This is a genomic window from Peredibacter starrii (assembly GCF_034259205.1).
Lineage (GTDB): Bacteria > Bdellovibrionota > Bacteriovoracia > Bacteriovoracales > Bacteriovoracaceae > Peredibacter > Peredibacter starrii.
This window is the reverse complement of the sequence record NZ_CP139487.1, coordinates 431622-457594: the sequence shown is the minus strand read 5'-3', so window position 1 is coordinate 457594 and position 25973 is coordinate 431622. Positions and strand designations below refer to the sequence as shown.

Here is a 25973-nt window from a genome sequence, read left to right as displayed (position 1 = left end):
TCCTTGACGAGACTGGCCTAAAACCAAACAATTAAAGAATGGATACTATTAACGTCAATGATTACCAAAATGTCTCATGGATCGAATCTCTAGCACTTGAAGAAGTGAATATGGAGGAGTCCGGAATCATCCGTTTCAATGATCACCTGAATACCCAACAACTTCTTGAAGAATCTTCACTGAATTTCGTGAATAAGCTGAAAGATCGTTTTGAGTTTTACGTGGCCCTGTTTAATCAGTATCGCAGTAACCGAGACACATCTCGCTCAATCAAAATCTTCCGCATTTCAAACACTGTGAATGACTTCATTCTCTTCAGAAACTCTCTGAAGCTGATTGTTGCTCGTCGTGCTCCGGATGTTGTGAGCATTGGTTTCCTGGCAAATAACGGTGGATTATTTTCTGCTCGTCTTGCGAATGAAAATCAATCGATTCACGCCATTCATGAGATCAAAGCTCATGTTGGTCCATTCAACACCATCTCTTGGAGATTCCAAGGTGAACCGGTTGAAGTGGAAGCTCTGGTGAAGTACTACCTCACTGAGTTCGTAAAACAATCGTCTCGTTAATTTAAGCGTTTAATCTCTTATAAGTGAGCATCAAAGACTCTTCGATCTTTGGCATCTGTACGCCCAAAATCTCTTCGATATTTGAAGTGTCCATACGGAAATGGTGAGAAGTTTGATTCTTGTTATTGTTCTTTGGAGACTCTGCCGGGAAGAGACCGGTTGTCTTCTGAATGAGGCCTTCATCTTTTTTGAAAATTTTGGCATAGAGTTTAGCAAACTCATAGCGAGTCATGGTGTCTTTCGTAGTGATTTGCAACAAGCGATTCGTCACACCTTTTGCAAGTGTGGCCTTGATTACTTTGCCTAATAACTGAATATCTAAAAATCCAGTTGTCACTGTATCATCCGCATACACTGGTTCACCTTTGGCAAATGCCGTTTGCAATGTCTCAAACCAATTAGCGTGAGTTGGATTGAAGCTTCTGCCATAAAGAGGCGCGCATCTGAAGATCAAATAATTCAAACATGATCGCTGAATATAAAATTCGGTCGTTGAAAGTGAATTACCGTAGCTGGTGGCAGGAAACGGCGTGTCCCCCTCACGATAGAGTGTGTCCTCTCCACCCAGGACGAAACCAGATGAGAGGTAAATGAATTTCGAGCCATATCTTTCGGCCGCTACACAACAGTTTACGGCACCTGCAGAATTCAAAGCGTCTGATTGCTTAGGATACAACTGACATTCCTTCAAGGAACTCATACCAGCGGCGTAAATTGTTATATCAGGCCGAAAAATAGCGGTGAGATTTGAAACGTAGTCTTTTCTGAGAACATCACAAGGTAGACAAGTAACTCCTGGAATACTGACTGGAGTAGTATGGTAGGTCCCGATTATACGAAACTCGTCCTTCAGTGACTCTAGTAAATTTGAGCCAACGAAAGAGGACACTCCAAAGATCAGGATGGTTTTCTTCATAAGGTAAATTCTAGCGGAGATTTGGTTTTAGACAAAAAGAAAAACCTTCCCCCATTCGGGGGAAGGTGTAGTGAGTGTGTGATTAGCCAATCAGCTTTAAAGCTGCGTTCGGGGCCTGGTTCGCTTGTGCTAGGACTGAAACACCGGCCTGAGTAAGAATGTTATTCTTGGCCATGTCCGCTGTTTCTGCCGCTACATCCACATCGCGAATTCGAGAGTTGGCGGCACTAAAGTTCTCTTCTGCAATTGCAATTGTGTTACTTGCTGATTGCAGACGGTTCTGTAGGGCACCAAGATTAGCGCGAGTCCCGTTAATTCGCACCAATGCATCGTCCAGCTTAGCGAGTGATAACTGTGCGCTCTCTTTACTTGCGATACCTTCGCCAGTAAGTGCCAGGCTTTCAACAGTTGTGTCCGTGTCGGTTGAGTCATACTTGATTCGATCTTGCATCGGATCGTTGTGAATCCCAACTTGGATTTCAACCATGCCACCTGTTCCATCAAGAAGCTTTCTGCCGTTGAATTCTGTACCTTTTGAGATACGTTGAATCTCTTCGAGAAGATTCTGGAATTCAATGTTTGAAAACCCTCTTTCAGTGTCGCCAACAGTATCAGAGGCTGCTTGGATAGAAAGCTCTCTGAGGCGAATGATAATGTTAGAAATCTCATTGATTGCGCCTTCTGCTGTCTGAATGAGTGATACGCCGTCATCTGAGTTCCTTTTCGCTTGTCTGAGTCCTCTGATATGAGCTTTTAGTTTTTCACTAATCGCCAATCCAGCAGCATCATCCGACGCGCGAGTTATCCTTTCACCGCTGGACATCTTCCTAAGGTTGTTGTCCAGATTATTCTTCGTAATTCCTAGAGCACGCTGAGCTGCAATGCTCGAGATATTTGTATTAATTCTCATTCCCATAATTTAGTCCTTCGTTGTCATAGTGAACCTCCATGTTCGTTTATGAGCTTCATGCTCAAATTGGTTGTTATTTTTTGAGTAAAAAAATCAACCTTAAAAACTGATTACTTCTCTACACACTCACTGCAAGGTTTTGCAGGATTTCGTTTTACGTCAGTTGTTGGTGTCGGCCTATTCGGCCGTTCTCAGGGATTAACCCTGAGAAGCGGCATTAATAAGGCTGAGAGCGTTCGTCGTAGACTGGTTCGCTTGTGCCAATACTGAAGTACCTGCTTGCATCAAGATGTTCGTTCTAGTTAATTCAGAAGTCGCTGAAGCAATGTCTGCATCACGGATTCGAGAATTCGCAGCTGACAAGTTTTCATTCGAGATCTGGATGTTGTTAATGGTCGACTGAAGACGGTTCTGAAGAGCACCGAAGTCAGCACGGATACCAGAAACACTTTGAATAGCTTGGTCGATCGCTGCTAGTGAGTTCTGAGCAGAAATTTTGTCAGAAACAGAAGCAAGGTTAAGACCAAGAGCTGCTACGTTAACGTCTGCTGATGAAGCATCGAACGTCAAACGGTCAGATAAAGGGTCATTTCGTGTACCGATCTGGATATCAAATACAGATCCTGTACCGTTTAGAAGTGGAACGCGGTTAAACTCAGTTGAGTTTGCGATACGGTCAACCTCTGACATCAATTGCTCGAATTCAACGTTAAGGAACTTACGTTCTGTTGGCCCGATAGTATCAGAAGCGGCCTGTACTGCTAGTTCGCGAAGACGAATCATGATGTTCCCTACTTCCGCTAAAGCACCTTCAGCGATTTGTACTAGAGACACACCGTCTTGAGCGTTTCTTTCCGCTTGGCCTAGACCGCGGATTTGCGCTTTTAAGTTTTCAGAGATTGCTAGACCTGCAGCATCGTCACCAGCACGGTTAATACGCTGACCAGAAGATAGTTGCTCTAACACTTTCTGTTGAGCACCACGTGTTTGACCTAAGTTTCTTTGCGCGTTTAGCGACGAAACGTTAGTGTTAATCCTTAAACCCATAAATCCTCCTTGATTGGGCTTCACTCGTTCTCGATCCTTGAGAGGAGTGATGAAAGACATTTGTGTCTCTCATGCAAAACTTTTCGACATCGCAGCAAAAGACTTGAGAATGAATGTAAAAAAATTCGACAATTTTTGAAAAACGGGGTTAAATTATTGAAATCATGGAGTTTTAAGTATGGGCAAGATTTTCCCCTTAAGTGATAAGCCCTCATGTTTTGAGGCCACAGTTAAGTTAATTGAGAAGTCGTTCCACTATAAGAGGCCAAATTCCTTCGAAATCGACTTCGCTCCTCTTATTGATAAGAGTAATCACAAGAATTGTTTCATCATGCTAGATGAGAATGAAAATGTGCTCGCTCATATTGGTGCGAAAGATCAGTTTCTCACTCTAGGAAACAAGCAATTTCCCATTACGATGTTAGGTGGAATTGCAGTTGATGAAGCTCGCAGAGGAGAAGGACATTTTCAAACTCTCCTGCAAGATGTTCTGGCAGAGAAAAGAAGTGATACCACTCTCTTTCTACTCTGGAGTGACATGGAAAAACTCTATAACAAATTTGGGTTTCATCTTTGTGGGAATCAATTTGAGTATTCTTCAGAGCGAGAAGAGAGTCATTTCATTAAAACGAAATACAAAGATCTCTCTGAAACAGAACAAAAAGAAATTCAAGCGCTCTATAAAGAATCATTCGCAAAAACATATCTGACTCTGAATCGTAAAGACGCAGACTGGAAGTTAATTGAGAAGATTTCGTCTGCTGATCTCTTTATTAAGAAGCATAATGGGAGAATCTCTCATTATTACTTCATGAATAAGGGTCAGGACCTACCTGAGATCATCTACGAATACGGCACTAAAGAAGATATGAATGCCTTTATTAAAGAGATCGGAGCTTTTGGTAAGGTCTGGATGGGGAAACCTCTGGTTGAGACTGAGAGCCTTCAGTATCAGTTCTTCATGACTCCTGGTGATTTAAGACTCTTCACTGAATTCACTCTCGCCTTCACAGATAATAAGGTCAGCATTCGTAATATCAATCCTATGAAGCAAGAAGTGTACTTTGATTATAATGAGGAACTTCTGGGGCTTGATCTGGATGAGTTCTTGAGAGGGCTGTTTGGACCAGGGACTTTTGAAGAGATTGATATGCCGACGATTTTTCTATCTGGATTAGATAGTATTTGAAATAAAAAGGCCCTCCGAAGAGGGCCCTATCTCTTAGTTACAAGCTGTAACTTTAATACCGAAATTACAAGCGTAGGTCTTTTTAAGTTCCTTGATGGCAAGCATTTCTGCTTCCACTGTATTGCGACCGCGAGCGCCTGCAGAGAATCTCTCGTCTGCGCGGCCGTTCACGTCTGAACAAGCCACTGTACAGTAGTTCATTTGAGCTTCCCCTCTCATCGCTTCACACTTATAAGTCTTCACACCGAAGTTACAAGAGTAGGTCTTGTGAGTAAGTTGCTTGGCCAACATTTCAGCTTCAAGTTGAGTTGGAGCTGAAGCAGCTTCCATATAACGAGTGTCGATACGGCTATTCACATCGTAACAACCAGCTACACAGTAAAATTGCTGATAACCACGACCTTCAAGCTCATCGATACGGAACTGAAGCTGACGGTTTTGTTCAGTTAGACGGTAGTTTTCCTGGCGAAGGTATTCAACTTCTCCATAACCACCACCAGTACCTTGCTCACACGTTCTTAAACGTGCAGTTAGGTCTCTAAGTTGGAATTGAAGTCTGTCGTTTTGAGCACGACATTGAGAAAGAGCATCTGTTTGCGCGAAAGCTGACAGGCCCGAAAGTAGAACAGCAATCATCATTACGAATTTCATTAAATTTTCCTCGTTGATAGGTCTTATAAGAAGTCATACCAATGAGAGTCCGCAGTGAAAATACAAGATTAGTAAATGTAAGAATTAGCTGCTGTCTAGAACTTCCGGAGCATCGCAATCCGGATCATAAGGTAACCACCAAAGGCCCAAAAGATCCAAGTTAAGAGAGGAATGTCATAAAAACTGAGGACATTGACGTTCCTCACGAAGATAGCGCCGCAGAGAATAAAAATACAGGCCATAAGAGAAAGGCCCAGAGAATATAAAGAGCGATTGAGACCTTTGGATAATTTATCCAGATCGCGGATTCTAAGCTCAAGAGAATAATTATTCTGCGAGATCTCTTTCAGGAACCACTTTAGATGTTTTGGAACAATTCGAAGCGACGTCACTACGTCCTTCGCCACCCACATAAGTTCTTCTTGAGCATTCTTTCTTGATAGAAGTTCTGATACTAGATTTGGAAGATCCTTCTCCAGCACCTTGAAGATGTTTAAATCCATTCCAATCGACTTACCGACTCCATCCAATGTCATGAGAGCACGGAAAATGATAAACCACTCGCGTGGAAGATAAAGTTCGTGCTTACTCAACGTGCGAATAAGATTTCGCACCAGTTCCGTCATATTGGTTTCTTTTACACTGAGACCAATATAAGGAGAGATGGAATCCTTAATGTCACGGATTAACTCTTCGTGATCAGGTACTGATTCATACTCGGCCACATCCAAAAACTCATAAACTAGATTATCAAAATTATAAGTGATAACGGCGTAGAGAATAGAAATGAGATTGGCGCGGTTCTTCTTTGAGAGGGTTCCCATCAAACCAAAATCAATGATTCCGATTTTACGGTTCTCGAGAACGAAGAAATTCCCGCCATGAAGATCGGCATGGAAGAATCCATCCGCTAGTAGAGTGTGTGTGAATAGCTCAATACTCTTCTCTAGCTTCACTACCATGTCAGAGCCAAGCTCTTCCATCGATCTGAACTCATTGAATGGTCGCCCATCCAGATACTCAAGCACCAAAACTTCTTCCGTCGTAAATTCTCGGTAAACTTTCGGCACAACCAGATACTGATCTTTATCAATCAATTCCAGATTTTTTCGAAGGCGATCACAGTTCTGTGCCTCAATCATGAAATTGAGTTCGTTTTGAGTGCTTTTGAAAAAATCAGAAATCATCTTCGACATGCCCAGGAACTTGATCTCAGATGAGACCTTTTCAAGTTTCTGAACGATGAAAAGAAGAATTTCAAAATCAGTATGAATAAGTTTGGCAATTCCAGGACGACGGACCTTAACTACGACTTTCTGGCCATTGTGAAGTTGTGCTTTATACACAACACCAATGGATGCGGTCCCAATCGCTTCCTCATCTATTGTGAGAAAGATATCACTTAGGCGCTTTCCGAGGTTATCTTCAATGACTTTTTGAGCGGTCTCAAACGGAATGCCTTTCACTTTATTTTGGAGGAGTTTTAATTCTCGAATAAGTGCGGGATCAAGAATGTCTTCACGGGTCGCCATAAGCTGGCCGAGCTTAATAAAACTTGGTCCGAGTTCTTCAAAACTTTTTCGAAGCTGTTCCCCAAAGACCTGCCACCACTCTTCATTAGACATGTCTTCACTACGTAATTCTGAAACTCGTGCCGGAAGCACGAATCCAGGAATGACTTTATCAAGACCAGATTTGATGATGAGTTCAGAGAAACCATGGCGACTCAAGACATTAAGAATCTCTCTAAAACGAGAAACGTTTTTGATCGTTTTGGAAATTCCTATACTTGTCTTAATTAAGTCCATAAATTACAAGGTCGCTTTTTATTTTATGGTAAGTTAAAATGCCGATAGAACCAAAGTTAAGAACTAGAGAACTAATTTACCCCATGCTAAAGCTGACTGTTTTGATTACGTATCTTCTTACGACCCAACTTGCTTGGGCGGCAGAGACGTGCAGTCGAGTGGCCACCATTAATTACCAAGAGGTCTTAGTGGATGTCAGTAGCAATAATAAGGGCGAGGGCCTGCGCTATTATCTGGAAAAAGATGAAGTGGCGAAGGGTCTCCTTGATGAGTATCAGGCCAACAACCGCTCATCTTGGAAAAGTGCTGCCATGAGTACACTGGGAACAGTGATGATTCTGGGTAGTCTTATGCGTCCGAACGATGGCGAGAACGAAAGTTTCACCAGCAAAAACTTTCTTCTTTTTGGCGGTGCAGGCTTAATTGCCATTAGCTACCTTGTTTCAAAAACTGAGACCTACAACAACGAGTATTTACTTTCGAAGTCGGTTGAAGAATATAACAAGCGTAATACACCGAAGATTTATTTCTCCCCTGTGGGCGATAAGAATGGAATGGGCCTGGGAGTTGGCGTGGGCCAGGAGTTTTAAGTGTCACTAACTTGCTATAAATGTGGGAAACCGCTTTCAGATACATACAAAATCATGGTTGGAAGAAGAGATGTATGTCCTTCTTGCAATACCGACCTTCGCTGCTGCAAAATGTGTCAGTTCTATGATCCTAAGGCCTATAACGAGTGCCGGGAAACCTCTGCTGATCGCGTCCAGGATAAAGAGAAGGCTAACTTTTGTGATTATTTTAAGATAGGCTCTCCTGGTAGTAATCCAGATAAAGAACGACAGGATGCCCTGGCAAAGGCCGCGGCTTTGTTTAAGAAGTAGTTGAAGGAAGAGTATGAGCGATTGTCCAATGACATTAAAAGGCCGCAAACTTTTGGAAGATGAACTAAGTCATCTGATCCGAGTTGAGCGTGAACAAATTAAACAAGCAATTTCTGAGGCCCGCGATCTTGGTGACTTAAAAGAAAATGCTGAATACGCTGCCGCTAAAGAACGTCAATCAATCATTGAAGGTCGTATCCTAGATGTGCAAAGTAAAATTGCGCGTGCTCGCGTAATCGACGTTGCCACTCTTAATACTGATAAAATCGTATTCGGTGCTACTGTGACTATTTTTGATAATCAAAAAGAAGTCACTTTCACTTATCAAATCGTTGGTGAAGACGAGGCGATGACTGATCCAAATAAAATTTCATACAACTCTCCGTTGGGCCGCGCTTTGATCGGCAAAGAGAATGGAGATGAAGTAATTGTTAAGGCCCCTAAAGGTGATCTGACTTATGAGGTCCAAGACGTTAAGTACAGCTAATCTAAGCTGGCTTTCACCTGTAAGCGATCTCGCCAAAGGCAAAAAGCCCTCTCCTACAATTGAAAAATTGGAAGAAGTAGGGCTTTCGACTCTTCATGATCTGTTATGGATCCTTCCTCTAAGAATTCACAAAATGCCAGCTGTTCAACCGTTTCGAGAAGCGGTGATGAATCAGTTTTTTAAAGGCTCAGGAAAAGTCATTCATGTTGAAGTGAAGCCCGCATTCGGTCGTCGCGGTCGGGGGAACATTCTTTTGTATAACGGTTATGTTGTCCTAAAAGATCATCACTCATCAGAAACCTTGGGTCTTCGTTGGTTTAATCTTTATCCTAATCAGAAAAAACAGATTGAAGGCCTTGAGAGCATCACGTTCCTGGGACAAATGCAGGAATATAAGGCCCAGAAACAAATCATCAATCCACAAATCATTGTGAACGATGAAGGTAACTCAGATTACATTCTGGAATACCCGACCGTAAATAAGATCGCCGGCAATCATTTAAAGAAAGTCTTCGATCTTGTTCCCCCTACTCTCTGGCAGAACATTCCGCAGACTCTTCCGGAACTGGGTTATGACTCAAAAATGAGTCTGGGTGACGCTTTCAAGGTCATCCATGGAAGAATTCCTGCTGCGAGTTTTGATCTGAAAAAGAAAGATGCAGCCGAAGAACGTCTTATTTACGAAGAGTTTTTAATCGATCAATTAAAGATTCAGACTCGTCGTAAGTACATTAAACGCAAAGACGCTCCGGTGATCAGTCTTGAACCAAGCAAGGTCAATGATCTCGTAAAGCATCTGCCATTTGAACTCACCACTGATCAACTTAAAGTGTTCGAAGAAATCGTGAAGGACTTTAAGTCTGGTCACCCGATGATGAGAATGGTTCAAGGTGACGTGGGTTGTGGGAAAACCATTGTGGCGTGGCTTGCGGCGAGAGTAGCCAACAAGAGTGGATTTCAAGTCGGGATGATGTGTCCAACCGAAGCATTGGCAACTCAGCACTACAATTCTTTTAAAGAACTAAACCCTGCTCTTAATATTGAGCTTCTGCTTGGATCAACTAAGGCCAAAGAAAAGAAAGCAATTTTAGCGAAACTTGCCAGCGGCGAGACGGAAATTGTCGTTGGTACTCACGCTCTCTTTCAAGACTCTGTGGTTTTTAAAAAACTGGGTCTTGCGATCATTGATGAACAACATAAATTCGGCGTGGAACAGCGTCTGAGATTAGTTGCCAAGGGTGAAGGCACTCATAGTTTAATTATGACTGCCACTCCGATTCCAAGAACACTTTCACTCGCTCAATATGGCGATCTTGATATTTCTTCTATCAAGATGATGCCAGCGGGCCGTAAAGGTATTAAGACTCGTATCACTGAAAAAGTGAATTACGGGAAGTACGTGGAATTTGTAAAGAGTCGCCTGATGCTTGGTGAGCAGGCCTACTTTGTTTTCCCCGCCATCGATGAATCAGAAACTTTAGATCTGCAAAACGTAAAAGAAAGTCTTAAGCGCTATCAGGAAACCTTCAAAGGCTTCAAGGTAGAGATGCTTCATGGCCAGATGAAGCCAGAAGAAAAAGACCAAGTGGTGCAGGCCTTCCGTGAGAAGAAGGTGAATATCCTGGTTTCTACCAGCGTCATTGAAGTCGGTATCAACGTTCCGAATGCTACGATCATGAGTATTTATAATCCTGAGCGCTTCGGCCTCTCTTCACTTCATCAATTAAGAGGTCGTGTGGGTCGTGGTGATAAACCAGGATTCTGCTTTTTAGTTTTAGATAAAGAGGTCTCACCTGAGGCCCATCAACGCCTTGAAGTCATCGAGAAAAATCTGGATGGGTTCGTCATTGCAGAGGAAGACTTGAAATTCCGCGGTGAAGGTGACCTTTTTGGAGTAGATCAATCAGGAACAACAACCAGCAAAAAACTCGCGAATTTCCTTACTCATACCGCTATTTTAGAGAAGGTGGTGGCCGATGTTGAGCGTCTGCAACAGACCCATCCGGAACTCCTTGCTCCTCATTTTGAAAGACTCGCAAAAGATCAGAAAATCCTCGATACTATCTAGGTATGATTCAGATTGAAATCACCCAAAGCCCGGACTTAAATGTCGTTTCGACTTTTAAGTATTATCAGAACCAGATTTATCTGGGAGCAAGTACTGGCGACCTTTGGATTAAGGACAATGAACTTTCAGCGTCTCATGTGATGCTGGAAGTGATTGGGAATGAACTTCTGATTCATCCTCAGCGCGGAGTTGAGTTTTATCTCATCAATGGAAAGCGCGCATCGGTCATTCGAAAATTAAAACCTAATGATCAGGTGTTGATTGGTAAAACCACTTTCAAAGTCCTGGGCTTTGAAGACACCGTTCGTGATAGCAAAAAAAATATCCTGGATAAAAAGCTTTCTCAGCTCGTAGATACTAACTCTCCTCGCCTTCCAGTGATTGAGGGCCTAACGAGAAAGATGAAATAGTATGTTTAAAAACAGTGACGCCAACTTTTTTCGCACATCTGACCATGAACAGATCTTCTTCGTGAAAAACTTCACCAAAATTGATCCAGCTAAACCGGTGTTGGTTTTCAACTATGGTCTCGTGTGCAGTAATCATCACTGGAAATTTCAGACTGAATATTTTGATAACTTAGGTTATCAAATTCTTATTCACGATTACCGCGGTCACTTCCAGTCCACTGGTGCGGCCGATGTAAAAAAGATCACTTTTCAACAAATGGCGAAGGATGTTCATGACCTTTGTGAATTTTTAGGAATCCACAAAGCAGTGATGCTTGGTCACAGTATGGGTGTGAACGTTTGTCTTCAACTTGCGAAAGACTATCCGTCTTTAGTGAGCGGCATGGTTCTTATTTCGGGAACATTTATTAACGTCAAAGACGTGATGTTTGATTCAAACCTTATGGAATTCATCACTCCGTTCTTAAATTTAGGAATGGAAAAGTACCCAGGCGTCTTTAATAAGATCTGGAGCTCAGGTGGGATGAATCCAATCGTGCGTGAAATTATTCACACCACAGGATTTAATAAGGGCAAAGTTTCAAAAGAGTTCATCGAGATTTACCTCAATCGAGTTGGCCAACTAGGGGCCGAAGTCTTCTTCCAACTCTTCAATGAGATGACTCGTCAGAACATCACAGGTAGCTTAGAACAAATGTCGATGCCGGCCCTGGTAATGGGTGGACATAAAGATAATGTGATTCCAAATCACGTTCAGAGAACTCTCGCGACTCTCCTGCCAAATGCTGAGACTTATTTCATGAAGGATGGCTCACACGTTCCCCAGGCGGATTATCCGGCGATGGTAAACGAGCGCATTGATCTCTTCATCAAGCAGAATCTTAATCGACTTTAAGGTTATTCAATTCAATGATTGGACGGAAGATACGCTTCATTGCTGAACGAAGCTGAGACTTCTTGTACTCATTATGTGAGGCCTCGCCCTGAGTATTTTTCAGGTGGCTCTCATAATCTGTGACCTGAACTTCGAATGGATAAAAGAAACGTACATCTCGAGAAATGGCCGAAGTATCAAGATGCAGGAGAGCTTGAGAAACCGGATTTTCACGGTCCTTCAATGCCAACTTTCTCACTTCATTAAAAGAAGACATAAACGGGTTACGATACTTAATTAATTGTCGGCCAGTGAAGTGAATCGCGCGGTACTCATCAGAAGTATGACGATTATCGTGATGAGACTTCCCAGTTGGACAATCATCAATCAGGGCATTTAGGCGCTGATAAAAAACATCTTCCGGCATATTGTTACGAATCGCCTCTTTATAGAGAGAGAACATACGCGTGCGAAGACGAGGAAGATCCACCAAAGTGTTCTGAGAACGACTTGGTTTAATGTTGTTAATCATGATCACGTGATTACGGTGAAGAAATTTAATCACTCGTAAAGCATCGAGCTTATTGTACGTGATGATTCTCACCCCAATTCTGTCAAACAGCTCTTCGGCAACGTTCTCTTGCTTATGAAGAAGTTTAATCACAATTGAGTCACGGGTCTTTTTCGCTTTCGTCTGAAAATCGTACAGAGGAATCGAAGTTCCAGCGTCGTTTTTCAAAAACAAACGGTTCTGCTCATCACGATGAGTGAACTTATAAAAACGATCGAAAATCTGCTGCTGAATAGTTGAGAAATATCGATAACGGAGATCTTTATCAGTGTGAAGAAGAGTATGCATGACCTTCAAAACCACACCGGCCCAAAGTTCTTCTTCTTTTTTCAGCTTCACTGATGAGTGACCAGTGGCCGCGAGGAAAAGTTCAGAAATATTGGTGATGGTAAAAAGATAGTGCGGTACGCGAAGATCTAAACCCTCAGGGTTTCCTTCAATCAAGAAGTAGCGCTTAATGAATTGAACTGCTTCCTGGAAAATCCCGAAAAGCTCGGCACTTTCAACTGGATCTGAAATATCAAATCCATAACCGTTTAAAAAATTAGCAACTTGGCTTTTGTCTCCAAGTTCAGTGAAGTAGTTGGTGGCATCTAGTGATGATTTACCACTACAAACGACATCAAATGTTTCCCAGTTAAATCCATATTCAGAAAGGTAGCTTGGACGTTGGGTCATATTTTGCCAATCTCTCGAATCGCGTTTAAAGTTTAGAAAAGGCAAACTAACGTAAATATTATGAAAGAGCAAAAAATTCAGGGCCCTTCTATTCCCGCAGTCCTCTTCTTATCTTGGTTTTACACCGGAAAATCTCCGAAGGCCCCAGGGACTATTGGAAGCTTAGCAACGATTCCCCTGATTTATCTTCTGCATTACCTTCAAATAAACATTTATAGTTTGATTGCACTTATTGCTACACTTTTTGTTGCGGCCGTCGTGGTTACAGAGAAGGTGCAGCAGAAGTATCACCTCCATGATCCACAGTGGATTGTGATTGATGAAGTGATTGGCATGCTTATCACTTGGGCATTCGCTATGACGGTGGACTTTCCTACTCTCTTTCTCGTCTTCGGAAGTTTTCGCTTCTTCGACATTGTAAAATTCTGGCCCGCCTCTTACTTCGATCGCATGGAACATGGTTTTGGAACCATCATGGACGATGCTGTAAGTGGAATTTATGCGGGAATTTTTACGTTTATTCTCCAGAGATTTATTTAACACGCGCCGTTAAAAATCTAAGTATTTCAAATTCTTAGTTATCCGTAATTTTTCCGTAAAATTTGCAGAAAACACGTTGTCGAAAACGAAGGGCGATGTTAGCTTCAAATGTATAACACACACCTTCATAACTGTTATTTAGAGGGAGAATCTCATGTCATTGAATCACGCGAACACTGCAGACGCTGCGAACAAAAAGAAAGCGCTAGACCTGGCCCTTTCAACAATTGAAAAGCAATTCGGTAAAGGTGCAATCATGCGCCTAGATTCAGCTGAAGCAGCTGAAAAAGTTCCTGCGATCTCTACTGGATCTCTTGGAATTGACCTTGCCCTAGGTGTGGGTGGTATTCCTCAAGGCCGTATCATTGAAATCTACGGACCTGAATCTTCTGGTAAAACAACAATGACTCTTCACATTGCAGCTGAATGCCAAAAAGCTGGTGGAACAGTTGCTTTCATCGATGCTGAGCACGCGCTTGATACTGTATACGCTGCTAAGCTTGGTGTTGATATTCCTAACACTCTTATCTCTCAACCAGATTCTGGTGAGCAGGCCCTAGAAATCACAGATATGCTTGTTCGTTCGGGCGCAGTTAATCTACTTATCGTAGACTCAGTTGCTGCTCTTACGCCGAAAGCTGAACTTGAAGGCGACATGGGTGACTCTCACATGGGTCTACAAGCTCGTCTTATGTCTCAAGCTCTTCGTAAGCTAACTGGTTCAATCGCTCGTTCGAACTGTACAGTTATCTTCATTAACCAACTTCGTATGAAAATCGGTGTTATGTTCGGTAACCCTGAAACAACGACTGGTGGTAATGCTCTTAAATTCTACGCTTCAGTTCGTATGGATATCCGTCGTACTGGTGCTCTTAAAGACGGTGAAGAAGTTATCGGTAACCGTACTAAAGTTAAAATCGTTAAGAACAAAGTTGCTCCTCCTTTCCGTGAAGTTGAATTCGATATCATGTACGGTCAGGGTATTTCGAAAGAAGGCGATCTTCTTGATGTTGCCGCTAACGAAGGCATCGTAGAGAAAGCTGGTGCTTGGTACTCTTACAATAATTCGAAACTTGGCCAAGGCCGTGAAGCTTCAAAAGAGTTCTTAAAGAACAACGTTGAGCTAATGAACGAAATCCGTCAGAAGGTTCTTGCTAAGCACGGAATCATTAAATCTGCTGAGATGGCGAACGTAGATATGTCTACGGGCGAGATCAAAGAAGAGAAAGCAGCTCCGGCCAAAAAGACTGTTAAACAGTAATTTGATAACTAAGCCGCCTTCGGGCGGCTTTTTTTTTACTTCCGCTGGTGGCGGCCAATCTTAAGATGAATGAAGAACTAGAAAAACTCAGAGAAAAAGTAAAGCAAGCTAAGGGCACTTCGGTACTTGCTGAAGAGGCCGGCGACGCTCGCAGAATTTATAATTACTGCATACATCTTCTCGCGCGCCAGGATTACTCTGAGTACAAGCTTCGTCAAAAACTTCGCTCTAAGCCTCAAAATCTCCCTCATATGATTGATGAAGTTATTCCGAAGCTAAAAGAGCGCGGATTACTTCGGGAAGAAAGCTACCGCCGTTTATTTATTCGTAAATGGATGATGAAGGGTGAGTCTGAGGACAAAATCCGTCGTAGAGGTTCTCAGGAAAAACTCACTTTCGAGGCCGAAGAGTTTCGTATGGTGGAACAAGAATTGGGCATCACGGATGAAGATTCGATTGAAAAGCTCGTGGCGAAGAAACTTCGCTCGAAAGAAATTCCTAAAAACCCACTCGAGAAACAAAAACTTCGAGACAAGGTTTTAAGGTTCCTCATCTCGAAGGGTCATGATTTTAGTGATGCAAAGAAGGCGATCAATCAATTCTTTGGTAATCAATCTACCGCTGACTTTGAATAATTATCGTTCTGGATAAGTTTGAAATTCCTTGCAAGTCATCGGCACTTTTTCAAATGAGTCACCTGGATCACTTCCTGTCCAAGACAGCATCATAGAAGTTTGATTAGAAATTACCGTGATGTCTTCATCAGGATTAATCAAAGAACTTAAAGTCCCATGTGCCTTTCCATCAAAGGATGGGTTTCTATCTGAAATCGCATCAGACAACGGTGAGCTTGTTAAAAACAAATCAACCGTTTTCTCTGAGTAAATCTTATGACCATTCAGGTTTATAAAGCTAAAACGCCACTTGTCCTTGACCTCATTTAAAGGCATTGCCATAAAGACTGTTCGAGAATCTTCTGAATAGCAAATATGAGTCGAAGGATAGTCCTTGATGGGCGTAAAAAGGTTTTTTTCACTCAGAGCGAGGGCCGTGATCCATCTTGCGTAACGAGAGTCAGTGACTTTTCCAAATCTCTCTTTGGCGTAAATGACTTCATGAATGACTAGAGCAAGACGATTAAAATAATCCATTTTATCGTAGAGGTTCCCATCAATATAAATCACATTCTTATTATAATAGTTCGCAAGCTGTTTAATTTTGCATCCACGAGGAAGATAAACCGGCCAAGCATCTTGAATTAATTCTAGTTCTGCATCTCTCGGAATCTCTTGAAACTTTGATTCAAGTTGAACCATATCTTCTATGAGCCACTCTTTCCCTAAAACGGATTTATCAAATCTTTCTACAATTGTTCTAACATCCTGATTGAGATCACCACTGAAATTTAGGAATTTTAGGCCTCTCGTTTTACCTTCGTAGACATCTAAAAGTTCTACTGATTTGAGATCACCATCCGGAGTGTAACAAGCAACCACACTTCCGCCGCCGCCGCCTTTTGAATCTGACTTAATGGCAGCAAATGAAATTGCAGGCACCATTACTAATGCTAATAAAAACTTATTCATGAGAATCTCCAATCGTCGTTAATGGGTATAATGAAACTGAAATATTATAAACTTCGTCTTTTGAATCACCGGTTCGCAAATGATCATTCAACTCTTCAATGAAATTCAAAATCATTGATTTCGCCTCTGCCACTCGCTTTTTAGAAACTGCCACAGTCATTGATGATTGAACCCTCTTCTCATAAGACGTTTTATCCAAAGCTTCGAGTGCCTTCTTTACCACCTGTCGCTGGTGTTCCGTAAAGGCCGGGGCCATGAATTCATTTCCTAGATTGTTAAAGTCACCCAGGCGATCTATCCACTTTCCCTCTGGAGTTATCTCGAGATAATTGAGACGCTTAAGTCGCTCAATCGCGTCCAGAGTTTCAGCAAATGAAAGACCCAGCACTCGTGATATCCACAAAGGGCTTCCTTTGAAGTCATCACACTGAGTAAGTTCCAAAATGGCGTAATAATGCCAGTCAGAAATAACTTTGAAGGCATCCGCTTCCATTCGGCCGAAAGACTTAAAGTTCTCCTTCATCACCTTGGTCTTGGTGAGACTTTTAATCTTGGCCGGATTGAAGCCTAATTTCGTTCCTAAGCGCACACACATCTTGTCTGTGAACTTTCGTTTGCCTGAGAGGAGTTGGGCCAAGGAGGAAGGCTCAATATCCAATTGCCGGGCAAAAGATCGGATTGAAAAATTAGGATTTTTCTTGGTCCGCTTTAAAAATTCATCACATAGGGCATTTCTAAAATTATGTTCCGTGTTCATAGAAAGAAATTAGAACAAGTGTATCTGTACCGCCTAGCCTCTTTGACACAAAGTGTGTCAAAAGTTGCCACAGGGACTTAAGCGGATGGATGTACAAATTCTAGTGTCTAAACTTTAGACACTGTCTGTACTTTCTTCACTCTCCTTCGAGAAATCCCCTATTTAGCCTCTTAAATTTTGGCACTCACCTTGCTTTATTAAGGGCAAGGGGAATGATTATGAACTTAACAAAACAGAATAAAAGAATCGCACTAGCAGCTTTTGGACTATTTGTTCTAGTTGGTTGTTACAACGCTGTTGTAATCAACACAGAATCTCACCTTAATGGTTCAGATGCTAAATTCGTTAAGCGTTTGGATGAAAGAAATGGTGTAACTATTGAAGGCCGTGCCATTGCTTCTTCTTGGCAAAAGCTTTCACCTTCTAAAGTAATGCCTAAGCAAGTAGAAGCTGCTGTTGCTGTAGCTCCTAAAATTGAAAATACTCCGGTTCCAACTGCTGCTCAAATCGTTGAAGAAGCGGCCGCAGTTCAGGATGATTTAACTCTTACACTTGTAGAAGTTATTAACCCTAAGAAATTTGAGAAAGGTCTAAATGCTTCTCAATTTTCAGGTTCACTTGCTTCAAATAATGGTGTGATTGAATCACTTTCAGTTTCACTACCAAATGGTGAAGGCGTTTCGGTTTCATTCTCAGAAATGACAGGTAACGTTTTTGAATATGATATGAACGGTGAGAAATTCACTGGAATGATGTACCAAGTTGACCAGCACGCTTATATGGTTACTCTTTCTAACGGTCCACTTGAAGGTACGCGTCTACGTTTCTCGACTGAGACTCCTTCTGTTGACCAGCAGCAAACTCAAGAGACTCTTGCTCAGAATCACAACGTAGAAGTTGGAAACTTCGGTGAAGCAACTTCAGAAGTTGCTTACGATGCGGCCCTTCAACAAGAAACAGCTGAGGCTCAAGGCTTCAAGCTTTAAGAGTCTGACTCTCCACTGATTTACACTAATCCAGGATTCTCCTATAAGGTTTCGACTTCAATCTCGAAGTAACCCACAGGAGAATCTCTCATGAAAACTCTCGCTTTGGTCTTTGGTCTTGCTCTCTCTGTCACATCTGCTTTCGCTCAAATCACTTACACTGACTCTCAGGATCTTCCTCGTGAACACAGTAATTTTCATCTCTCTGATGCAACTTATTGGCTGATTCCAACTAGAACTGAAACCGTACGAATTCCCGGCTGTCGTGAAGATGGTGAGGCCTCACGAGTTTGTACTGAGACTCGTGTGCTTGAAAGCAAAGCGGTAGTTAAAGTTGAAGTGGAATACCGTGACGGTATTAATCCTCATCACGAAAATCGTGGTCGCGCTTGGACATATTTCTATCTGGATACTGCCAAGTTTCCAGAGGCAGAGATCGCACGACTTGCCGCGAACACTAGTCTTTGGGATTTTTCAGGAAGAAAGTTTCGAGCCCGTAAGGCCTTCGTGAAAAAGCATCTTCAGCTAACTGCCAAGAAAGAGCCCCGTACCATTCAAGTGGTGGACGTTCGTAACTCTCGCCTTTGCCAAGAGGGAGAATCAGGTGAACCACGTCCAGGTTGCGTGGAAGACATCCGTTACCGTCCAGCGACAACCATCGTAAATGCACTCAAAGTGACCATTAAGTAAGCCAGAGTGCCGGCCTAAGAATCGGCACCTTTTTTTCCTCTCTTGGCACGCCGCACTCATGATATTCTTTTTGAGCACTTTTTAACTCTCAAGAGGACCCTATGCGCGCCCAAGAAATCCGTAATGCTTTTTCAAATTATTTCATCCGGAATGGCCACGAGAAACACAAGTCATCGAGCCTTGCTCCCCATAATGACCCAACTATTCTTTTCGCCAACGCGGGAATGAACCAGTTCAAGGATTTCTTCACCGGCAAAGCTGTTCCTTCACATCGCCGTGCTGTGACCATTCAAAAATGTGTTCGCGCCGGTGGTAAACATAACGATCTAGAAAACGTGGGCTTCACTGCCCGTCACCATACATTCTTTGAAATGCTTGGGAACTTCTCTTTCGGTGATTACTTCAAGAAAGACGCCATTCGTTTTGCTTGGGAACTTCTCACAGTTGATCTGAAAATTCCTAAAGACAAACTTCTTGTAACAGTTCACGACTCCGACGATGAAGCGCTTGAGATCTGGCACAAAGATATGGGTGTGCCTCGTGAGCGCATTTTTAAACTTGGTGATAAATCAAACTTCTGGGAAATGGGTGACGTTGGCCCATGCGGTCCTTGTACGGAAATTTTCTATGATCATGGTCCTGGTCGTTCAACAGGTGTTCCGGCCGGTCATCAGGAAATTGATGATGAAGGTCGCTACGTAGAAATCTGGAACCTGGTATTCATGCAATTTGAAAAATACAAAGATGGTAATGAGATTAAGCGCAAGCCTCTTCCGAAACCATCAGTTGATACAGGTGCGGGTCTAGAGCGCGTGGCCGCTGTTCTTCAAGGTAAATACTTTAACTACGATACAGACATTTTTGAACCAATCATGAAAGCGATTGGAAAACTCACAGGCCAGGATTACTACACAACAACATCTGAAGACGTAAAATCTTCTTTCCGCGTTGTGGCCGATCACATCCGTTCATGTACGATGCTCATCACTGATGGTGTGATTCCATCTAACGACGGCCGTGGTTATGTTCTACGTCGTATTATTCGCCGAGCTGTTCGTCACCTTTCACTTCTTGGATTGAAAGACATTTCTTTCTACAAACTAGTGCCTGCAGTGGTTGAATCTCTGGGCGAAGAATATCCAGACAACGCTCACAACGCCGCTCTTGCTGAAAAACTTCTAAAACTTGAAGAAGAAAAATTCCGTAAGACCCTTGATACTGGTCTTGCTCTTATCAATGAAGAGCTGGGCAAACTTAAGGCCGGTCAAAAGCTTCCGGGTGATGTTGCTTTCAAGCTTTATGACACTTTCGGTTTCCCACTGGATCTGACTGAAGTGATCCTTCGTGAGAAGAACCTTGAGCTAGACAGCAAAGGTTTTGAAGAAGCGATGGCAAAACAAAAAGAACTTTCTAAAAAGAACTCGAAGTTCAAAGTTCAGGAAGATAACGTAAAAGTTTTCTACGGCATCAAAGAGAAGTTTGGTGCAACTAAGTTCACTGGCTACGAAGAAGTTACTGGTAACGCTAAACTTCTAGCGAAAGAAGAAGTTGATGGTCAGTTCTACCTTGTGTTCGACAAAACTCCTTTCTACGGCGAAGGCGGTGGTCAGGTTGGTGATAAAGGTGAGATCGATTCGAAAGAAGGAAAACTTGCTACCATCACTGATACTCAGAAGCCGGTTGATGGTCTACACGTCCACATCTCATCAGACGCTGATGCGCTAGTAGTTGGTGAAAGCTATACCTTAAAGGTGAATCACGAGGAGCGCGAGCTTACGAAACGTAACCACTCTGCGACTCACTTACTTCAATCAGCTCTGATTAAAGTTCTTGGTAACCACGTGAAACAAGCGGGTTCTTCAGTTGGTCCGGATCGTCTACGTTTTGACTTCACTCATAACGAAGCGGTGAAACCAGAAGAACTTCTACAAGTTGAAGAACTTGTAAACTCAGCGGTTGCTTCTTCACTCAAAGTTACTGCCAGCAATATGTCGAAAGACGAAGCGACGAAGAAAGGTGCGATGGCACTTTTCGGTGAAAAATACGGCGATGAAGTTCGCGTACTAGAAATGGGTGATTTCTCAGTTGAGCTTTGTGGAGGTACTCACGTTTCTAACACTGGTGAGATTGGACTATTTAAAATCATCGTTGAAACATCTCTTGCTTCAGGTGTTCGTCGTATTGAGGCGATCACTTCAACCACGGCGATTAACTACCTTCTTAACCGTTCTAAGATTCTTGCCGAAGTTGAGAAGAACTTCGCAGTGAAAGAAGAAAGAGTTTTGGAGAAACTAACTGCTCTATTCGCGGACGTTAAAGATAAATCAAAACAAATTGAAACATTGAACGATAAAGTTCAAAGCTTTGAGTCTCAGAACCTCTTTAAAGACAAACAAGATATTAAAGGTGGACTGACTCTTACTATTGCCAAGGCCGCATCAGCTGATCAGGGTAACATGAGAAAGCTGGGTGATATCTTTGTTGAAAAGTTCCCACAAGGCGTGTTGTTCCTTTACGCAATTGAAGGCGACAAGGTTTCATTCATCATGAAAACTAACCGTGCAAACTCTTCGGTGAACTGTTCCGACATTCTCAAAGGTGTCATGCCGATCGTGAATGGTCGTGGCGGTGGTAAACCAGACAATGCACAAGGTTCAGGTGATGCTGCAAAAACTCAGGAACTTATTAAAGCGGTTGAAGGAGCTCTTAAGTGAAATTCCTTCTTCTAGCTCTCACTCTTGCTGTTGTTGGTTGTACCAAAAGCAAGAACAAGTCGGATCGTATCGAGATTTCTATCCCAAGTGATATCTCGACTCTCGATCCTGCGAACTGCTTTGACCAGGTTTGCTACATGGCAGTGACACCTGTTTATGAAACGCTGTACGAGTATGAATATCATAAGCGTCCCTACACTCTCCGTCCGCTTCTGGCGGAAGGGATGCCGATGGTCTCGAAGGACCGTCTTCGTTATACGTTCAAACTTAAAAAAGGCATTAAGTATCACAAGTCTGAATTCGTGGAAGAAGGTCGCGAAGTTAAGGCCCGTGATATCGTAAACCAGATTAAGCGTCTTGCTTTCCACGGCACGCGCTCTCAAGGTTGGTGGCTTTTTGATAATAAGATCAAAGGCATTAACGAGTTCCGCGATAAAGTAGGAACTGATCTGGACTTGATGTTTAAGACGGAAATCTCTGGGGTCACAGCTCCGGATGATTACACGTTAGTAGTGGATCTTATCCGTCCTTATCCTCAGCTCTTGTTTGCCATGGCCATGAACTTCACTTCACCGGTTCCGGAAGAAGCGATTCGCGCCACAAACAATGATCTGTCACTTAAGAGCATTGGAACTGGTGCCTACTACATCACAGACTATAACTCTGCTCAGGAAGTAGTTTTAAAAAAGAACGCTAACTACATCACAAGTGTTTATCCTGCTCAGGGTGACCGCTATGCCCATGAAAATGGTCTTTTGAAAGATGCTGGTAAGAAGCTTCCTTTCGTTGAAAATGTTCGCCTGGTAGTGATTAAAGAAGCTCAGACTGATTGGTTGAACTTCATGGGAAAAAAGATCGATATCGTTAACCTCACGAAAGATCACTTCCCACTCGCTTTGACTTTAGAAGGAAAACTTAAACCAGAAATCACTGAACAGAAGATTCAACTCTACGCTGCTCCGACTCTGACTTACTGGTGGTTGTCTTTCAATATGAAAGATCCAATCATTGGTAAGAATCTAAATCTGAGAAAAGCGATCGCTCACGGTGTGAATAACGATAAGTTCATTGAACTTTTCACTTACAACATCGCCCAGAAGGCCAACTCGATTTATCCTCCGGGTGTTCCGGGTTACTCTCCTTCGACGGAAGTCCCTTTTAAGTACGATGTGAAGCTTGCTAAAGAATATCTAGCGAAAGCGGGTTACCCTGAAGGAAAAGGTCTTCCCACACTTAAGTATGACGTACGTGGAACTGATTCTCGTAAACGTCAGATGGGCGAATTCATCCAGCAAGAACTTCGTCCTCTTGGGATTAACATTGAAGTTCGCACAAACACTTTCCCAGCATTCCTAGAGAAGTCACGTAATGGTGAACTTCAGTTTTGGCAAGGTGGCTGGATCCTGGATTACCCGGATGCAGAGAACGTGCTTCAGCTCCTAACGACAGCGAATCTTCCTCCAGGACCAAACTCATCACAATTCTCTAATCCAGAATTTGATAAGCTTTTCCTGCAAGTAAGAGAGCTGGAAGATGGTGAGAAAAAATTCGCTTTAATGAAGCAGATGGAAGAAATCGTAAACCAAGAGCTTCCATGGGCCATGCAGTACTATTCGCGAAACTATGTACTGTTTCACAACTATCTGAAAAACTACCGCTATTCAGATATCATCAATAATAACTTTAAGTACCTAAGATTAGAGGGCAAATAGTCCTTACCCGACCATGATGCTTCGGTATCATGGTCTTCCTCTTAATTTCCCCCACGATCCGTCGATAAGTACATTGGAGACACCTGCGAGGATCCAATGAAACTGTTAACCCTGCTTACTACATTACTTTTGTGCCAGTCACTTTGGGCAAAGTCTTTTGTCATTTTCAGTATGGCGCAAGATCTACCAATGGGTGTGGAGAATGAAGTTGTTCGTAAGAACTACTACATTAACATGGGCACAGGTCAGGGAATTCGCAAAGACAGTGTGGTTGATGTCTTCCGGATTATCTCAGTCCAGAATCCATACGACGCTAAGTCACGTGTGAATTACAAAGTTAAAATCGGCGAACTTAAAATCATTCACTCAATGGACAACGCTTCAATTGCCATGGTGAATGAGTACGAAAAAGAAAACACACCTATCTTCGAAATCCCCCAATTCATGATTGGTGATCACGTTGCTGTAAGTGTCGACTAAGATCGGTCCCAGCACTCATCCAGTGGTCTAAATTTCAGAATTTCTCCTCTGAGAACTCCTTCTACACAGGACAATAGCCGCACATAGATTAAGTATTCTTCACCCGCTTTAAGCGGTGGTTGATTACTTCCTTGGAGCATGACTTTTTTCACTCGCTCACCAGCATAGGCCCCTTTAAAATGGAATTCATACCAACTTGCTTCAGAGTTGAATTTAGTGACTCGTAAACATTTTGAAACTATAATGACAGTCTTCATGTTGACCGATAAGGCAAGTATCGGACCAGCTTTTGCACTCATCAAGTCACTGAATTACTTCAGTGTCTAATGCGTGGCTGGAAAAAAAGGACCACACGGATGTTACAAGGACCACGGACATTAGGCAGATTACTAAAACTTAGAGTTCAGAAAACGCCAGAGCGAAATGCGATTGGTTGGATTGAAAATCACGAAATCAAAAACCTCACGTTTCTCGAATATAAAAATCAAATCGAAATTCTTATCAGCGCTTTTCACAAAATCGGAATCAACGTTGGTGATAAAGTGGCGCTTCTTTCACAAACTTGTAAAGAGTGGCACCTACTCGATATGGCGACCATGTGTTCACGTGCTTGCCTTGTTCCAGTTTATCCGAGTTATCTTGCTCACGAGGTGAGTTTCATTTTCACTCACTCCGACAGTTCAGTGCTGGTTGTTGAAAATGATAAGCAGATGGAAAAGGTCATTCCGGAACTTAAGAACTGGACCAATCTGAAAATTGTGGTTTCAATCCAGGAGCTTTCAGAAGAAACACTGAAGAAGTTCCGTAACTCTTATCCATATTTTAGTTACAAAGAACTTATGCGCATCGGGAAAGATGAACTTAAATCTCATCCTGACCTGTTTGAAAATCATATCAATAATCAGTTACCAGAAGATTACGCATCCATCATTTATACTTCTGGAACTACCGGTGAACCAAAAGGTGCTGTTGTTACTCACAATGCTTTCGTGACCATGCTCATGAATGTTGAGACGACTGTTAAAGGTGCTTTCAGTTCAGCAGATAGAACGCTTATCTTCCTTCCGCTTTCCCACGTTCTTGGTCGTTGTGACTCTCTACTTCCGATCATGTTTGGCTGGCAGGGAGTTTATGCTGAATCCATGGAGAAGCTGATAGAGAATATCGCACTAGTAAAACCAACTATCATGATCTCTGTGCCGCGTGTGTTTGAAAAAATCTACAACGGTATCATGGATAAAATTAAATCCGGAAGTGTCTTTGAGCAGAAGGCCTTTACCTGGGCAGTTGGTGTTGCTCAAAAATACTTTGATAAAATTGATCGCGACCTTTCACCAGGTGCCACTGAAATTCTTGAATTCAAACTTGCTCAGAAAGTTGTGTTCTCTAAAATCTATCAACGCTTTGGTGGACGCATCCGTTACTTCGTTTCCGGTGGTGCTCCTCTTTCACCTGAGATCATTAAGTTCCTTCGTTATGCTAATCTCACTATTCTTGAAGGTTATGGCGCCACAGAAACAGTCGCTCCTTGCTGCTTAAATCCTTTGGCAAAACAAGTTCCAGGAACTGTGGGTCGCCCAATGGGTGACGTGCAGATTTCTTTTGGTCCGGATAAAGAGATCCTGATTAAGAGTGAAGCCCTGATGAAGGAATATTATAAGAACCCAAAAGCGACGGAAGACTCACTCAAAGACGGCTGGTTTTATACCGGGGACATCGGGGAATTCACTCCGGACGGGTTCCTGCGCATTACTGACCGTAAAAAAGACCTGATCGTTACCAGTGGGGGCAAGAACGTGGCCCCACAAAAAATCGAAAATATGGCGAAAACCAAGCCCCACATCTCGCATTTAGTGGTTATCGGGGATCGCCGCAACTTCCTCACTGCCTTAGTGGGAATTGAAAAAGAGCGCTTTTTGAAGAATCTGGAAGAGCTGGGTCTACCAAGTGACTGCAGCGTCATTGACCTCGCTCAGAGCCCTAAGGTACGGGAAATTCTCCAAAAAGAGCTGGATGAGATTAATCATGATCTGGCCCAGTACGAGACCATCAAGAAGTTCAGTATCATTTCCGAGGAATTCACCACGGATAATTACCTGACTCCTTCGTTAAAAATTAAAAGAAAGGTTGTCTCGGAGCGTTACAAGACTACAATTGAAGCAATGTATCAATAATCTCCTTTGACAGA

At 42.6% G+C, this 25973-nt stretch carries 26 protein-coding genes; 17 read left to right on the top strand and 9 right to left on the bottom strand.

The annotated features are described in order from the left end of the window. The first annotated feature begins 38 nt into the window (after window positions 1-38). Window positions 39-569 (top strand): hypothetical protein, encoded by a 531-nt coding sequence (locus SOO65_RS02370; protein WP_321396345.1) that lies wholly within the window; start codon window positions 39-41, stop codon window positions 567-569. Window position 570: 1 nt separating this feature from the next. Here SOO65_RS02370 and SOO65_RS02365 read toward each other — a convergent pair whose 3' ends face one another. The 3 genes from SOO65_RS02365 to SOO65_RS02355 form a co-directional block, all read right to left on the bottom strand. Further along, entirely contained in the window at window positions 571-1485 is a 915-nt protein-coding gene (locus SOO65_RS02365; protein ID WP_321396342.1) for an SDR family oxidoreductase, read from the bottom strand. An 82-nt stretch (window positions 1486-1567) separates the two neighbouring features. Next, window positions 1568-2401 carry a flagellin gene (locus tag SOO65_RS02360; protein WP_407676983.1) on the bottom strand — a complete coding sequence of 278 codons (834 nt, stop codon included), beginning with the start codon at window positions 2399-2401 and terminating at the stop codon, window positions 1568-1570. A gap of 192 nt (window positions 2402-2593) precedes the next feature. Further along, window positions 2594-3442 carry a flagellin N-terminal helical domain-containing protein gene (locus SOO65_RS02355; protein WP_321396336.1) on the bottom strand — a complete coding sequence of 283 codons (849 nt, stop codon included), beginning with the start codon at window positions 3440-3442 and terminating at the stop codon, window positions 2594-2596. A gap of 178 nt (window positions 3443-3620) precedes the next feature. On the opposite strand from SOO65_RS02355, the gene SOO65_RS02350 reads away from it, so the two are divergent. Beyond that, window positions 3621-4631 (top strand): GNAT family N-acetyltransferase, encoded by a 1011-nt coding sequence (locus SOO65_RS02350; RefSeq protein WP_321396333.1) that lies wholly within the window; start codon window positions 3621-3623, stop codon window positions 4629-4631. A gap of 33 nt (window positions 4632-4664) precedes the next feature. On the opposite strand, the gene SOO65_RS02345 is transcribed toward SOO65_RS02350, so the two are convergent. Then, window positions 4665-5282, bottom strand: a complete 618-nt coding sequence (locus SOO65_RS02345; RefSeq protein ID WP_321396330.1) for a hypothetical protein — start codon at window positions 5280-5282, stop codon at window positions 4665-4667. Window positions 5283-5377: 95 nt separating this feature from the next. Beyond that, the gene (locus tag SOO65_RS02340; RefSeq protein ID WP_321396327.1) at window positions 5378-7090 is read right to left on the bottom strand and encodes an ABC1 kinase family protein; all 1713 of its coding nucleotides are present in this window, start codon (window positions 7088-7090) and stop codon (window positions 5378-5380) included. Between the two features lie 83 nt (window positions 7091-7173). On the opposite strand from SOO65_RS02340, the gene SOO65_RS02335 reads away from it, so the two are divergent. From SOO65_RS02335 to SOO65_RS02310, 6 genes are read left to right on the top strand one after another with little or no spacing between them, the layout of a single operon-like run. After that, entirely contained in the window at window positions 7174-7680 is a 507-nt protein-coding gene (locus SOO65_RS02335) for a hypothetical protein (protein WP_321396324.1), read from the top strand. Then, window positions 7681-7971: a hypothetical protein gene (locus tag SOO65_RS02330; protein ID WP_321396321.1), complete on the top strand. Its 291-nt coding sequence runs from the start codon at window positions 7681-7683 to the stop codon at window positions 7969-7971. A 13-nt stretch (window positions 7972-7984) separates the two neighbouring features. Then, complete coding sequence (gene greA / locus SOO65_RS02325; protein WP_321396318.1) at window positions 7985-8458, top strand: transcription elongation factor GreA; 474 nt, start codon at window positions 7985-7987, stop codon at window positions 8456-8458. Then, window positions 8430-10526 carry an ATP-dependent DNA helicase RecG gene (locus SOO65_RS02320; RefSeq protein WP_321396315.1) on the top strand — a complete coding sequence of 699 codons (2097 nt, stop codon included), beginning with the start codon at window positions 8430-8432 and terminating at the stop codon, window positions 10524-10526. Before greA ends, SOO65_RS02320 begins: the two co-directional genes overlap by 29 nt. Before the next feature lie 2 nt (window positions 10527-10528). Continuing rightward, window positions 10529-10936 carry an FHA domain-containing protein gene (locus tag SOO65_RS02315; protein ID WP_321396312.1) on the top strand — a complete coding sequence of 136 codons (408 nt, stop codon included), beginning with the start codon at window positions 10529-10531 and terminating at the stop codon, window positions 10934-10936. Window position 10937: 1 nt separating this feature from the next. Continuing rightward, on the top strand, window positions 10938-11831 hold the full coding sequence (locus SOO65_RS02310) for an alpha/beta fold hydrolase (RefSeq protein WP_321396309.1): 894 nt from the start codon (window positions 10938-10940) through the stop codon (window positions 11829-11831). Here SOO65_RS02310 and SOO65_RS02305 read toward each other — a convergent pair. Beyond that, a complete protein-coding gene (locus tag SOO65_RS02305; protein ID WP_321396306.1) occupies window positions 11818-13059 on the bottom strand; it encodes a TIGR04552 family protein in 1242 nt (413 codons plus the stop codon). The two genes, SOO65_RS02310 and SOO65_RS02305, sit on opposite strands and share 14 nt — an antisense overlap. A gap of 60 nt (window positions 13060-13119) precedes the next feature. On the opposite strand from SOO65_RS02305, the gene SOO65_RS02300 reads away from it, so the two are divergent. From SOO65_RS02300 to SOO65_RS02290, 3 genes are all read left to right on the top strand, one after another. After that, complete coding sequence (locus SOO65_RS02300; RefSeq protein ID WP_321396302.1) at window positions 13120-13599, top strand: phosphatidylglycerophosphatase A family protein; 480 nt, start codon at window positions 13120-13122, stop codon at window positions 13597-13599. A gap of 154 nt (window positions 13600-13753) precedes the next feature. Beyond that, the gene (gene recA / locus SOO65_RS02295) at window positions 13754-14860 is read left to right on the top strand and encodes a recombinase RecA (protein ID WP_321396299.1); all 1107 of its coding nucleotides are present in this window, start codon (window positions 13754-13756) and stop codon (window positions 14858-14860) included. A gap of 65 nt (window positions 14861-14925) precedes the next feature. Further along, window positions 14926-15495, top strand: a complete 570-nt coding sequence (locus SOO65_RS02290; protein ID WP_321396296.1) for a regulatory protein RecX — start codon at window positions 14926-14928, stop codon at window positions 15493-15495. On the opposite strand, the gene SOO65_RS02285 is transcribed toward SOO65_RS02290, so the two are convergent. Together SOO65_RS02285 and SOO65_RS02280 are read right to left on the bottom strand one after the other, a co-directional pair. Next, complete coding sequence (locus SOO65_RS02285) at window positions 15496-16446, bottom strand: hypothetical protein (protein ID WP_321396291.1); 951 nt, start codon at window positions 16444-16446, stop codon at window positions 15496-15498. Beyond that, on the bottom strand, window positions 16439-17083 hold the full coding sequence (locus SOO65_RS02280; RefSeq protein WP_321396288.1) for a DUF4423 domain-containing protein: 645 nt from the start codon (window positions 17081-17083) through the stop codon (window positions 16439-16441). Before SOO65_RS02280 ends, SOO65_RS02285 begins: the two co-directional genes overlap by 8 nt. 338 nt (window positions 17084-17421) lie before the next feature. On the opposite strand from SOO65_RS02280, the gene SOO65_RS02275 reads away from it, so the two are divergent. The 5 genes from SOO65_RS02275 (at window position 17422) to SOO65_RS02255 (ending at window position 23785) form a co-directional block, all read left to right on the top strand. Then, entirely contained in the window at window positions 17422-18189 is a 768-nt protein-coding gene (locus tag SOO65_RS02275) for a hypothetical protein (protein ID WP_321396285.1), read from the top strand. Window positions 18190-18279: 90 nt separating this feature from the next. Continuing rightward, window positions 18280-18879: a hypothetical protein gene (locus SOO65_RS02270; protein WP_321396282.1), complete on the top strand. Its 600-nt coding sequence runs from the start codon at window positions 18280-18282 to the stop codon at window positions 18877-18879. Between the two features lie 101 nt (window positions 18880-18980). Next, complete coding sequence (alaS, locus tag SOO65_RS02265) at window positions 18981-21593, top strand: alanine--tRNA ligase (RefSeq protein ID WP_321396279.1); 2613 nt, start codon at window positions 18981-18983, stop codon at window positions 21591-21593. Further along, window positions 21590-23305, top strand: a complete 1716-nt coding sequence (locus SOO65_RS02260) for an ABC transporter substrate-binding protein (protein ID WP_321396277.1) — start codon at window positions 21590-21592, stop codon at window positions 23303-23305. The genes alaS and SOO65_RS02260 overlap by 4 nt, the downstream gene beginning before the upstream one ends. A gap of 96 nt (window positions 23306-23401) precedes the next feature. Beyond that, the gene (locus SOO65_RS02255) at window positions 23402-23785 is read left to right on the top strand and encodes a hypothetical protein (RefSeq protein WP_321396274.1); all 384 of its coding nucleotides are present in this window, start codon (window positions 23402-23404) and stop codon (window positions 23783-23785) included. Here SOO65_RS02255 and SOO65_RS02250 read toward each other — a convergent pair. Further along, complete coding sequence (locus SOO65_RS02250) at window positions 23782-24084, bottom strand: hypothetical protein (RefSeq protein ID WP_321396271.1); 303 nt, start codon at window positions 24082-24084, stop codon at window positions 23782-23784. The genes SOO65_RS02255 and SOO65_RS02250 overlap by 4 nt on opposite strands. 57 nt (window positions 24085-24141) lie before the next feature. Here SOO65_RS02250 and SOO65_RS02245 point away from each other — a divergent pair, with 57 nt between their 5' ends. Continuing rightward, window positions 24142-25959 (top strand): AMP-dependent synthetase/ligase, encoded by a 1818-nt coding sequence (locus tag SOO65_RS02245; protein WP_321396268.1) that lies wholly within the window; start codon window positions 24142-24144, stop codon window positions 25957-25959. The last annotated feature ends 14 nt before the right edge of the window (window positions 25960-25973 follow it).

What these genes read in the sequence shown, in the direction of transcription:
- SOO65_RS02370 (WP_321396345.1), top strand. Translation starts at nt 39, where the DNA reads ATGGATACTATTAACGTCAATGATTACCAAAATGTCTCATGGATCGAA.
- SOO65_RS02365 (WP_321396342.1), bottom strand. Translation starts at nt 1,485, where the DNA reads ATGAAGAAAACCATCCTGATCTTTGGAGTGTCCTCTTTCGTTGGCTCA.
- SOO65_RS02360 (WP_407676983.1), bottom strand. Translation starts at nt 2,401, where the DNA reads ATGGGAATGAGAATTAATACAAATATCTCGAGCATTGCAGCTCAGCGT.
- SOO65_RS02355 (WP_321396336.1), bottom strand. Translation starts at nt 3,442, where the DNA reads ATGGGTTTAAGGATTAACACTAACGTTTCGTCGCTAAACGCGCAAAGA.
- SOO65_RS02350 (WP_321396333.1), top strand. Translation starts at nt 3,621, where the DNA reads ATGGGCAAGATTTTCCCCTTAAGTGATAAGCCCTCATGTTTTGAGGCC.
- SOO65_RS02345 (WP_321396330.1), bottom strand. Translation starts at nt 5,282, where the DNA reads ATGAAATTCGTAATGATGATTGCTGTTCTACTTTCGGGCCTGTCAGCT.
- SOO65_RS02340 (WP_321396327.1), bottom strand. Translation starts at nt 7,090, where the DNA reads ATGGACTTAATTAAGACAAGTATAGGAATTTCCAAAACGATCAAAAAC.
- SOO65_RS02335 (WP_321396324.1), top strand. Translation starts at nt 7,174, where the DNA reads ATGCTAAAGCTGACTGTTTTGATTACGTATCTTCTTACGACCCAACTT.
- greA (WP_321396318.1), top strand. Translation starts at nt 7,985, where the DNA reads ATGAGCGATTGTCCAATGACATTAAAAGGCCGCAAACTTTTGGAAGAT.
- SOO65_RS02320 (WP_321396315.1), top strand. Translation starts at nt 8,430, where the DNA reads ATGAGGTCCAAGACGTTAAGTACAGCTAATCTAAGCTGGCTTTCACCT.
- SOO65_RS02315 (WP_321396312.1), top strand. Translation starts at nt 10,529, where the DNA reads ATGATTCAGATTGAAATCACCCAAAGCCCGGACTTAAATGTCGTTTCG.
- SOO65_RS02310 (WP_321396309.1), top strand. Translation starts at nt 10,938, where the DNA reads ATGTTTAAAAACAGTGACGCCAACTTTTTTCGCACATCTGACCATGAA.
- SOO65_RS02305 (WP_321396306.1), bottom strand. Translation starts at nt 13,059, where the DNA reads ATGACCCAACGTCCAAGCTACCTTTCTGAATATGGATTTAACTGGGAA.
- SOO65_RS02300 (WP_321396302.1), top strand. Translation starts at nt 13,120, where the DNA reads ATGAAAGAGCAAAAAATTCAGGGCCCTTCTATTCCCGCAGTCCTCTTC.
- recA (WP_321396299.1), top strand. Translation starts at nt 13,754, where the DNA reads ATGTCATTGAATCACGCGAACACTGCAGACGCTGCGAACAAAAAGAAA.
- SOO65_RS02290 (WP_321396296.1), top strand. Translation starts at nt 14,926, where the DNA reads ATGAATGAAGAACTAGAAAAACTCAGAGAAAAAGTAAAGCAAGCTAAG.
- SOO65_RS02285 (WP_321396291.1), bottom strand. Translation starts at nt 16,446, where the DNA reads ATGAATAAGTTTTTATTAGCATTAGTAATGGTGCCTGCAATTTCATTT.
- SOO65_RS02275 (WP_321396285.1), top strand. Translation starts at nt 17,422, where the DNA reads ATGAACTTAACAAAACAGAATAAAAGAATCGCACTAGCAGCTTTTGGA.
- SOO65_RS02270 (WP_321396282.1), top strand. Translation starts at nt 18,280, where the DNA reads ATGAAAACTCTCGCTTTGGTCTTTGGTCTTGCTCTCTCTGTCACATCT.
- alaS (WP_321396279.1), top strand. Translation starts at nt 18,981, where the DNA reads ATGCGCGCCCAAGAAATCCGTAATGCTTTTTCAAATTATTTCATCCGG.
- SOO65_RS02255 (WP_321396274.1), top strand. Translation starts at nt 23,402, where the DNA reads ATGAAACTGTTAACCCTGCTTACTACATTACTTTTGTGCCAGTCACTT.
- SOO65_RS02250 (WP_321396271.1), bottom strand. Translation starts at nt 24,084, where the DNA reads ATGAGTGCAAAAGCTGGTCCGATACTTGCCTTATCGGTCAACATGAAG.
- SOO65_RS02245 (WP_321396268.1), top strand. Translation starts at nt 24,142, where the DNA reads ATGTTACAAGGACCACGGACATTAGGCAGATTACTAAAACTTAGAGTT.